The sequence below is a fragment of the Chryseobacterium sp. genome (assembly GCF_045629545.1).
Lineage (GTDB): Bacteria > Bacteroidota > Bacteroidia > Flavobacteriales > Weeksellaceae > Chryseobacterium.
In genome coordinates this window covers 1-10,041 of the sequence record NZ_JAZQRK010000022.1, presented here as the reverse complement: position 1 = coordinate 10,041, position 10,041 = coordinate 1, and the positions used below count along the sequence as shown (strand labels likewise).

At 31.3% G+C, this 10,041-nt stretch carries 14 protein-coding genes; 9 read left to right on the top strand and 5 right to left on the bottom strand.

Features of this window, described 5'->3' with window-relative positions; genetic code table 11:
* Positions 1–3: 3 nt before the first annotated feature.
* Positions 4–177: an integrase core domain-containing protein gene (locus ACKI42_RS04745; protein ID WP_407402978.1), complete on the top strand. Its 174-nt coding sequence runs from the start codon at positions 4–6 to the stop codon at positions 175–177.
* A 233-nt stretch (positions 178–410) separates the two neighbouring features.
* Here the strand turns inward: ACKI42_RS04745 and ACKI42_RS04740 are convergent, their stop codons facing one another.
* A complete protein-coding gene (locus ACKI42_RS04740; protein WP_407402976.1) occupies positions 411–974 on the bottom strand; it encodes a hypothetical protein in 564 nt (187 codons plus the stop codon).
* Between the two features lie 464 nt (positions 975–1,438).
* Here ACKI42_RS04740 and ACKI42_RS04735 point away from each other — a divergent pair, with 464 nt between their 5' ends.
* The 3 genes from ACKI42_RS04735 (at position 1,439) to ACKI42_RS04725 (ending at position 2,714) form a co-directional block, all read left to right on the top strand.
* Positions 1,439–1,816: a hypothetical protein gene (locus tag ACKI42_RS04735; RefSeq protein WP_407402974.1), complete on the top strand. Its 378-nt coding sequence runs from the start codon at positions 1,439–1,441 to the stop codon at positions 1,814–1,816.
* A gap of 213 nt (positions 1,817–2,029) precedes the next feature.
* Positions 2,030–2,476 (top strand): JAB domain-containing protein, encoded by a 447-nt coding sequence (locus tag ACKI42_RS04730; RefSeq protein ID WP_407402972.1) that lies wholly within the window; start codon positions 2,030–2,032, stop codon positions 2,474–2,476.
* Positions 2,477–2,531: 55 nt separating this feature from the next.
* Complete coding sequence (locus ACKI42_RS04725; protein ID WP_407402970.1) at positions 2,532–2,714, top strand: hypothetical protein; 183 nt, start codon at positions 2,532–2,534, stop codon at positions 2,712–2,714.
* Between the two features lie 458 nt (positions 2,715–3,172).
* On the opposite strand, the gene ACKI42_RS04720 is transcribed toward ACKI42_RS04725, so the two are convergent.
* Positions 3,173–3,409, bottom strand: a complete 237-nt coding sequence (locus ACKI42_RS04720) for a helix-turn-helix domain-containing protein (RefSeq protein WP_407402968.1) — start codon at positions 3,407–3,409, stop codon at positions 3,173–3,175.
* A gap of 82 nt (positions 3,410–3,491) precedes the next feature.
* Here ACKI42_RS04720 and ACKI42_RS04715 point away from each other — a divergent pair, with 82 nt between their 5' ends.
* Positions 3,492–4,163, top strand: coding sequence for a hypothetical protein (locus tag ACKI42_RS04715; protein WP_407402966.1), 672 nt, complete (start codon positions 3,492–3,494; stop codon positions 4,161–4,163).
* Positions 4,164–4,213: 50 nt separating this feature from the next.
* Complete coding sequence (locus ACKI42_RS04710; RefSeq protein ID WP_407402964.1) at positions 4,214–4,885, top strand: hypothetical protein; 672 nt, start codon at positions 4,214–4,216, stop codon at positions 4,883–4,885.
* A gap of 260 nt (positions 4,886–5,145) precedes the next feature.
* On the opposite strand, the gene pepT is transcribed toward ACKI42_RS04710, so the two are convergent.
* From pepT to ACKI42_RS04695, 3 genes are all read right to left on the bottom strand, one after another.
* Positions 5,146–6,393, bottom strand: coding sequence for a peptidase T (gene pepT, locus ACKI42_RS04705; RefSeq protein ID WP_407402962.1), 1,248 nt, complete (start codon positions 6,391–6,393; stop codon positions 5,146–5,148).
* Between the two features lie 218 nt (positions 6,394–6,611).
* Positions 6,612–7,187, bottom strand: a complete 576-nt coding sequence (locus ACKI42_RS04700) for an SDR family oxidoreductase (protein ID WP_407402960.1) — start codon at positions 7,185–7,187, stop codon at positions 6,612–6,614.
* The gene (locus ACKI42_RS04695) at positions 7,171–7,365 is read right to left on the bottom strand and encodes a hypothetical protein (protein ID WP_407402958.1); all 195 of its coding nucleotides are present in this window, start codon (positions 7,363–7,365) and stop codon (positions 7,171–7,173) included. The genes ACKI42_RS04700 and ACKI42_RS04695 overlap by 17 nt, the downstream gene beginning before the upstream one ends.
* A gap of 466 nt (positions 7,366–7,831) precedes the next feature.
* On the opposite strand from ACKI42_RS04695, the gene ACKI42_RS04690 reads away from it, so the two are divergent.
* From ACKI42_RS04690 to ACKI42_RS04680, 3 genes are all read left to right on the top strand, one after another.
* Positions 7,832–8,680: a hydroxymethylglutaryl-CoA lyase gene (locus ACKI42_RS04690; RefSeq protein ID WP_407402956.1), complete on the top strand. Its 849-nt coding sequence runs from the start codon at positions 7,832–7,834 to the stop codon at positions 8,678–8,680.
* Positions 8,681–8,690: 10 nt separating this feature from the next.
* The gene (locus ACKI42_RS04685) at positions 8,691–9,524 is read left to right on the top strand and encodes a sulfurtransferase (RefSeq protein ID WP_407402954.1); all 834 of its coding nucleotides are present in this window, start codon (positions 8,691–8,693) and stop codon (positions 9,522–9,524) included.
* Between the two features lie 78 nt (positions 9,525–9,602).
* Positions 9,603–10,004, top strand: a complete 402-nt coding sequence (locus tag ACKI42_RS04680) for an OsmC family protein (RefSeq protein WP_407402952.1) — start codon at positions 9,603–9,605, stop codon at positions 10,002–10,004.
* The last annotated feature ends 37 nt before the right edge of the window (positions 10,005–10,041 follow it).

Genomic DNA, 10,041 nt, shown 5'->3' with positions numbered 1-10,041 from the left:
AATATTTTTATTGAAAGATTTTGGCGAACACTAAAATATCAATACATTTATCTTAATCCAAAAGATAACGGGCTGGATCTTTACTTAGGAATAAAACAATGGCTAGAAAAATATCATTATCGAAAGCATCAAGGAATTAATAATAAACCCCAAAATAAATACACCAAAGCAGCTTAAAATCCAACTAAGAAATACTAATTTTTGGTCCAGTGAAACGAGGGTAACTTAAACTTCTTAAGTTTGTAAGACAAGTTTTTCCACTAGAAGAATAATTCGTATAATAAACCATTCCTACTCTTAGAATGGTTTGTTATCATTGTATGAACAATTATCAGTTAGTTCAATTATTTGAAAGGTAGTATCTCACTACCTTTTTTTACCTTTTCTAGTGTTGAGGTTTTTAAATAGCTTTATCTGTAATTTTCTAAATCATTAATATATAATGAAGAAATATCCCACTTTTGAATATTCTTATTATTATGTCCTATATCCTCCCTTATCTGCTTCATAAAATCTTCTTGAAGAAGTAACATTTCCTTAAGTTCAATGTTTTCCTTAGAAAAAAGGATAATATTATTTTTCCACGTAATATACTCTTTTAATATATTGTCAGGAAACCAAATAATTGCTTTCTGATTAAAATTTCTGAAAAAATTAACCATTTCCTCATTTGTAATTCCATTATCTGTTTTATTTTGAAACATTACTTTAAAATAAAATTCAAAAAATTCTTCATAAATAGGGATTTTCTTATTCCTGATTTCAAATTCAATACTTTTTTTCCTTTCCAAATATCTTGTTATGAAAAAACCACTTATTGTTATAGTTCCACCAAGAATAGCAATTAGCAGATTTATATCAATTTTATTAATATTGGAAAAAAATAGAAAGAAAAATTTATAAATCATGTAGCCTATTCCAGCTGTAATAGACAATCCAATTATTCCAGTAATAAAAGTTGTTATTTTTTTCATAGCAATTAAACATTGTGAATATACTAAATTAAGACTAAATAATTCTTTGTATAAAAATTTTATAAAATAAAATTTTAGAGAATTTATTCTCATGTGACTGTCCTTGCATAGCATACCCCTATCCATTTGCTCTTCCCCAATACCCCCTATCCAAAACAGAATAAAGCCTTTTTATTGGAGGTAAATATTATTCTTGCAACTATAGTGTAAGTTTCTATTCTGCTACAGATCTAAATCTATTTCATTGACTCTCGAGAGACTTTATCTTTACTTTTTTAACTCCATTCAAATGTTCTTTCTTAGTTTGTTAACTTTCTACTTTACATGACTAAGCAATGTATAGAAAAAATAAGATAATACCTGTTACTTTTTACATTGCACTCACACTCAACACCTTCACTTATTCTTGAAGTCTGGAACAGATAGGTTTTTTAATTCAAATTTTAACTCAAAAATCAAAAATAATGGTAAGAATTATCAGTTACAAAACAAGACAGAAAGAAGATGGAACAAACTTTTATCTCCTTGAAGCACAAGGAGGTATTGAAATGGTATTAAGTAAAGCCACAGGTCAATACTATGCCACAGCTAAGAAAGCTACAGTTTCAACAACATTTGATGAACCCACCTGTAAAGGATTAGTAGGTGAAGAAATGGGAGGAAGAATTGTAAAGGTTACTACAGAACCTTATCCCTACACTATTAAAGAAACAGGAGAAGAAATTATGTTGGAACATAGGTATGCTTACTTACCTGATGGAGTTTCAACAGAAGAAGAAAAGCTTTCTGTAGAGTTTGAAAAAGCCATGTCAAACAAGGCTGAGCTTGAAGAAGCAATCTAGAATCTAAATGTCCATTTTATATAGAAGTATTATATACTCTTGCACAGAATGGACATTTTTTCTTTTAAGAAAAATAAGGGTTTTATTGGGTATATACTAGATACATAATTATTACTCCTTAATTCACTTTTGTCACGTCCAGAAATCTAGAGTCTATTATATAAGCTTGAAAAAACTGGACGTAGCTTTTTATTTAATCTTAAAAATCTTTTTATGAAACAAAATACACAAGTTGCAGAATTACTTGTTTCTTATTCACCTCATATAGTATCTGCACAAAAAATAAGTAATAGCAGAGAAACCTACAGCCTTATTACTAACTATTGGAATCTAGATACCATTGAAATGTTAGAGGAAGTAAAAGTGATATTATTAAATAAAGCAAATAAAGTTCTTGGGATTTTTGATCTGTCAAAAGGAGGAATCTGCTCAAGTATTATAGATGTTAAAATAGTCCTCTCCATAGCACTTAAAACTTTAGCAAGTGGGATTATTATTGTTCATAATCATCCAAGTGGTAACCTTACCCCAAGTAAAGCTGATATTGATATTACTCAAAAGCTAAAATCTGCTTGTAAGATTATAGAGATACTGCTGTTAGACCATCTTATCATCACAAAAGAAGATTACTTCAGTTTTGCTGATGATGGGTTACTGTAGTTTCAATTAGTCTTTAGCAACATTACACAATCTATAACTAAAAAACTTACACATCATGAAAAATCTATTTGTTTTATTTGAGACTGATATTTATAAGAGTAAATCAACTCGAATCTTCTTAGGTGTGTTTTCCAGCTTTGAACTTGCCAACAAATTTGCAAAGGAAAATAATTGTTATACAGATAAAACAGAAGTAGTCATACTTGAGGTAGAGGTTGATAAATTTCAGGAAGTGTAATATTGACTCTTAGTTCCTAGCCACGCAGGAGTGTTATTTCAAAGTGCTAAAGTGCTAAAACTTTCTGAAACTAGATTATAAGAATATGCAGAATCACAAAATATACTTTATCAGCAACTTATAGGCTAATCTAGGTATTTAAGATAAATGAGTTTTAGAATATTTTGTCACTTTGTCACTTATACATTTGTAATGTAGTAAGCCAAATAGTTTCTTTCAAAATAATCTGTAACACGCACAGACGAGCCAAAATACACTACTTTAAGTACCTAGTATTACCTCCAAGTAATATTCATCTACATATATATTATAGCCAAATCTTAAAAGTAAGGGAGAGGAATCAGGGGTGTTTTGGGAAGGAGTATCTTATAATATTAGGAATCTAGTATTTTGGGAGGGTATTAGAAGAGAAAACTAGAAGTGGAACTAGAAATAGAAGAACTAATAAATAGCCAAATTTAATTATTGCTTGGTTCAATATCTATTAAACTAACTAGTTTTACATCTAAGGCTTCTGCAATCCTGTACAGTGTAAATATTGTTGGGTTTGTTCTACCAGCTTCTATACGTGAAATATTTGTGGGATCTATTTCTCCAGACATTCTACCTACCAAATCAGCTTGAGAAATACCCTTTTGTATTCTTAGTTCCTTAATCCTTTTACCAACTAATTTTAAAATATCTGATTTTTCCAACTTGTCATATTTGTCAAGTCAAAGGAACTTAATATATTTACACACTGTAATGCCATATATGGCAATATACAAAATTTTAATTATGAGAAATTTATTATCATTTATACTATTCTGTATTACAATATTGTCTGTAAAGGCTCAAAATAGTGATAGCTTGTCTAAAGAGGACAGACAGCTAGCTAAACATATAGAAGATGCAAAAAAAGCTACAGAACAAAAACAAATCAAACCAACAATTTTAGGGATAGATGATACTACTTCTTTTGGTGGTTATAGTTATGAGACATTGGAAGGAGGTAAATATAAAGAAGTAGCAAAAGCTGAAAACTGGAGTCCAATTGCAATGCCTGATAATGCAGAGGAAAGATTAAGAGATTATAATTTAAATAAAAACATTAAGATTTTTTCATTAATTTTTATCATCACAGCAGTTTTGTTGGCTTTAATCTTTTTTTATCGTAGAAGAAAAATAGAAATCAAAACTGCTTCATTATGTGTTGATGCAAAAGAACTGTTACAAAAGGATAGAGAAGAATTGGAAGAGAGAATTAGATTATTAAAAGAAATGGTCAAGTCTAAAATAAAATCTAAAGAAGAAGCTACATCTGATATAATAAAATTGGAAAAACAGTTTCATGAAAAAACAGCAAAGTATATCAAAGATTCAGAGGTAGAAAATCAACAACAATTACTAAGAAAAGCTTTTGATAAAGGCATAATAACAGAAGAAGAATTTAGAGAAAAATCACTTTAACTACAACTGAACCATTCCCAACAAAGAATGGTTTTTTATTTTTTAATTATATGAAACCAAGAATCCCTTTTCGTATAGGCTATCAATATGACAACTGGGAGCTAAATTTAATAAGCATAGAAGACAGAATTAAAGATAGAAATCTGTATTCTAGCTACTTATGGGTAGGAAGTAGTATGAAGAAATTTCTAGGTTTTAAACCTGATAGAACAGAACTTATTTTTCATTGGGACAGATTAGAAATAGTTATTCTGGAGTTTAATAACAAATCAAAAAGCTATTATGATGAGCTAAATGATGCTTTATCACAAAGATTCCCAAAGTTCACATCAATAAATCATTTTAGTGGTGGTATCATCTTTAAGTATAGCACATTAAAAGTAAACTATTGGAATGTGTACTATCCAGATACAAATGAAATTAAAGTAATGTACTTTTCTAATTCTTTTCCTCCTGAAAACCTAGTATTAAACCAAATACAAGTACCTCAAACCCTAGAGGAATTAGCAAATATGTTTCAAGACTTGAAGAAAGAATTCAGAGAATTACAGAAGCTAAAAAAGATTCGTAAACTAAGTAAAGCTGAAGAACATAAGTTGAGCCTAAATTATAAGCATGCTTTTGCACTAAATTTTTATCTAGCTAAAGAAGGTAAAGTAACTAATCAATTTATTTCATTTTACCTTTACTTCTTATTTAAAGACAGAAGGAATTGGAAATAATCCTGTAATATCAATCTACTATTATGTTAAGAGTTTTTATAAAAGGCATCCTTTTAGGCATACCCAAAATTAAGAAAGCTTTGAAACCACTATGAATAAAGAGAAAATAAAGATTGTGGAGAATCCCTCAGGGCCCACCAAAACTCTCAGATTTATCTGAGAGTTTTTTTGTTTTTATACCTCAAAAATATATTTAAAAATAAAAAGGAACATAGATATTACACCTATGCTCCTTTTTTTGGTGCTTCAACTATTATTAATTATCCTTTTGCAATATTGATGATCACTTCAGTTGCTTTCATCATGCTTTCTAAAGCCACATATTCATAAGGTCCGTGGAAGTTAATCCCTCCTGCGAAAATATTAGGGCAAGGTAATCCCATATAAGACAATTGTGCGCCATCTGTTCCTCCTCTAATAGCTTTTATCTTTGGCTCAATTCCTGCTTCTTTCATCGCAGCTGCTGCAATATCGATAATGTGCATTTTGCCTTCAAATTGTTGCTTCATGTTTCTGTATTGCTCTTTAATTTCTATTTCGGCAGTACCTTCACCATATTTTGCATTAAACTCTGCAATTTTTTCTTCTATGAATTTTTTTCTCGCTTCAAATTGATCAGCATCGTGATCACGGATGATATATTGAAGCTTAGCTTCAGAAATATCAGCATTAAGATCCATTAAATGATAGAAACCATCAAAACCTTTCGTTGTTGCTGGTGTTTCGTTAGCAGGAAGCATTTGTGCAAATTCTGCAGCTAGAAGTACAGCATTTACCATTTTTCCGTATGCATAACCTGGGTGAACGCTCAACCCGTGGATTTTCACCACAGCTCCTGCAGCATTGAAGTTTTCATATTCTAATTCTCCAACTTCTCCCCCATCCATAGTATAAGCGAATTCTGCTCCGAATTTTGCAACGTCAAATTTATGTGCTCCTCTACCAATTTCTTCATCTGGAGTGAAACCCACAGCAATTCTTCCGTGTTTTATTTCTGGATGAGCCATAAGGTATTCTGCAGCAGTTACAATTTCAGCACAACCTGCTTTATCGTCTGCTCCCAAAAGCGTAGTTCCGTCTGTAGTAATAACCGTTTGACCCACATATTTCTTTAAACTTTCGAATTTTGAAGAAGATAAAGTGAAACCTGTTTCTTTGTTCAAAAGAAGGTCATTCCCGTCATAATTTTCCCAAACTTGAGGGTTTACATTTTCTCCTGAAAAATCTGGTGAAGTATCGTAATGAGAAATAAATCCTATGGTAGGTTTCTCATCATTTTCTAGGTTAGAAGGTACATATCCCATAATGTATCCATTTTCATCAATCGATACGTTTTCTAGCCCTATCGTTTTTAGCTCTTCAGTAATGAAGTTGGCAATCTCCCATTGTCTTTCTGTAGAAGGAGTTGTTTCACTTTCTGCATCACTTTCCGAATATATTTTCACATAGCTAAGAAAACGATTCAATAATTTATCTTTCCAAATTTGATTAAATTCTATTGTACTCATCAGATATTATAAATTTTAACAAAGATACAATGTATAAGCTAATTGGTAGATAATAATGGAATTTAAAAATGAAAAAAATTATAGATCAAATGATGTATAATCTTACTAACTATTAGTCTACTATTAAAATAATTAACAACAATTTCAACACTCTTTTTTTTGAATAAACTATTGATTCCTTACCCTATCGTACTATCGGGAGGACTACTTGATAATGATTATTGTATTAATTTATCTAGAACATCTGGTAAATCAGCTTTGTCTTTTATTTCAATAATTTGCGAAGCTAGAAGTTCATCTTTTGCTAAAATAGTAGATACCATGCCCACTTGTTCGGCGGTAATCCAATAAGATTTGTGCGCAGGTCTGTTTCTACTATTTACAACTCCCAAAACAAAAGCAAAAACACGACTGTCTTTTGCCTCTAATCCAAGTGCCTCAGCCATCATAATAAGTGCTGCATGTTGCATAGATACTATACCCGAACCCTCTACAGCATGCTTTCCAGAGCCACCTGAGATTATTTGATAAGAGCCAGATTTATCTAATCTAGAGACCCAAGCTTTTGCGAGCGCCATATGAGTTGTGGCTAAACCTAAAAAATGGTTCTTCCAAGATTCTTCATTCACCTTCCAAATTGGTCCTCCAGACCACCAACCTCCTACACAAGCAATAACAGTATCAATTTTTCCAAAATTTTCTTCAATCATTTTTGCCGTTTTTTCAGCACCTTCAAAATCAGAATAATCGCTGATAATAAACTTTAAATTCTCATTATTACCCTCGTTTCCCAAAATTTACTAAAAGATTATTTTTACTTTCTTCAGATCGAGAAGGGATAATTATCATCGCGTTGGATTTGAGATAAGAGCGAAGAATTCCTTCACCTACAGATCCTGTACCTCCAAAAATTACAACTTTTTTACCGTCTAAGTGTTGAATTAAATTTAATCCATCATCAATAATTTCCATATTGTCTATTTTTAATTATGCACGTTATATAACCATTTTGCTTGCCTTGGGGTCATCCATTATGATGGATAGCCTATATTTCCTAGTTCAAAAATGGGTACTGATAACTTATTCTTTGTTTTGTGAATGATTTTAATCTATTCAATAAAGCTACCTATTAAATCACAACAATTGACTATGGGTTAACTAAAGGTAACTATTAAAGGTAATTTATAAATTAATAAATACTCCTTTTGAATGTAAATCACAGTCATGATAACAGGAACTATCTGCGAGTTAAAGTAAAAAATTGATATAGGATTTTGGATAAATAAACTTTGTACTTTATATACAACCAACAATTACAGATACTACAGTTGGAAAACAATTACAATAGAAGATAAGTATTGTTAAAAAATACAAGTTTTGTTTTTTGATAGGTAATAGTAGAAAAAATTGTATTTTTAAGAAATCTTAAAATTTAAAAATGTTTCTTACTGAATGTCCTAGAGATGCTATGCAAGGTTGGGGAGAATTTATCCCTACTTCAAAAAAGATAGACTACATCAACTCCTTAATGGAAGTGGGTTTCGATGTACTTGATGCTTTGAGTTTTGTCTCTCCAAAAGCGATTCCTCAAATGGCAGATTCTGCTGAGGTTGCCGAAAAAATAGATAAATCTTTATCGAAAACCAAAATTTCTGCAGTTATAGCTAATTTCCGAGGGGCAGAAAAAGCATTGGTACATCCTTCTGTGGATATATTGGGATTTCCTTTTTCTATTTCGGAGACTTTTCAACATAGAAATACCAATAAAAATCAAGAAGAAGCTTTTAATGATATTGTTAAAATTTTAGAGCTCACACAGCAAGAAAACAAAGAACTTATTCTTTATTTTTCAATGGCTTTCGGAAATCCTTATGGTGAAATGTGGAAGTGGGAGGATGTAGATTTTTGGGCTAAAAGGTTTTCGGAAATAGGCATTAAAAATGTTCTACTTTCTGATACTACAGGTGTTGCCACTCCAGAAACCATCACATTATTGTTTAATAAAATTCCCGCAAATCATCCAGAGATGAATTTTGGAGCTCATTTTCATAATCGTTATGAGGAATCCTATAAAAAGCTGAAAGCGGCATATGATAGTGGATGTAGAAGATTTGATAGTGCTATAAAAGGCATTGGAGGTTGCCCAATGGCAAAAGACGATTTGGTAGGAAATATGCCTACAGAGCAAGTCATTAACTTTATGGCTTCAGAAAAAATAGATCATCAACTTAATTTGCTCAACTTCGAAAGTTCTTACAACAGAGCAAAAGATATTTTTCATTTTTAAAATAAAGAATATGCTTTTACCCATCATTTCAGTTTCAGATTTTAGCCACTTAACACAACAAAATTTGGTTATTCTTGATGCTAGAGCAGGTAAAAACATGCATGAAATATATCTAGAAAAGCACATAAAAAATGCTAGAATTATAGATTTAGATAAAGATTTAGCAACCATTGGAGACGATCCAGCTTTCGGAGGCAGACATCCTTTACCCACTTTAGAAAAGTTTTCTGATACATTATCCCGATTAGGCATTCATGAAGATTCACATATTGTAATTTATGATGACAAAAACGGAGCTAATGCCGCTGCTAGAGCTTGGTGGATGCTGAAATCTTTTGGATTTGAAAAAGTTCAAGTTTTGGATGGAGGAATACAAGCAGCTGAGAAATTCGGTCTCGAGTTTTCATCTGGAGAAGAACAATACTCCCAAGCAAATGTAATCAAGAAAGAAAATTGGAGGTTGGCAACATCAACCATTGAGGAAGTGGAGAACGCAATTTGTAGTAATAGATCTACTGTAATTGATGTAAGAGATGCATATCGTTATCTTGGTGAGTCTGAGCCTATAGATTTAATAGCAGGACATATTCCTGGAGCCATCAATATTCCATTTTCTGAAAATTTGAACAGCGAAGGCTTATTTTTAAAACCTGAAGAATTAAAAGAAAAATATTCTTTAATTTTAAAAGATAAAAATAATAATCTCATAGTCCATTGCGGTTCTGGTGTAACAGCTTGTCACACTTTATTAGCATTAGCATATGTTGGCATAGAAAATACAAGTTTATATGTAGGATCTTGGAGCGAATGGAGCCGACGAGATAGAGAGATTGCTAAAAATTGATTAAAAAAAAAAGACAATCAACTTCGAAAGTTCTTACAATAGAGCAAAAGATATTTTTCATTTTTAAAATAAAATATTATGACATCAAAAATTACATATATCGGTGGACTAAGATGTTCAGCAGAACATATTTATTCGGGTACTATTATCGAAAGTGATGCGCCAATAGATAACCACGGAAAAGGCCAAAAATTCTCTCCTACAGATCTTTGTGCGACTTCATTAGCAGAATGCGCTCTTACAACAATTGCCATTTTGGGTAAAGAAAAGAACATTAACATTGATAGTGCTTATTGTACAGTAGAGAAAATAATGAAACCTGAACCTAGAAGAATTGCAGAAATTGTTTGTCATTTTAGGTTTGATGCAAATTATTCTGCTGAGGAAAAATCTTTTATAGAACAAACGGCACACAATTGTCCTGTTGCCAAAAGTTTGCATCCCGATCTTGTGCAAACTATGGTATTTAATTTTAAATAAAATCCATTTAATAATAAAAAAGAGCTGCCGAATTTCC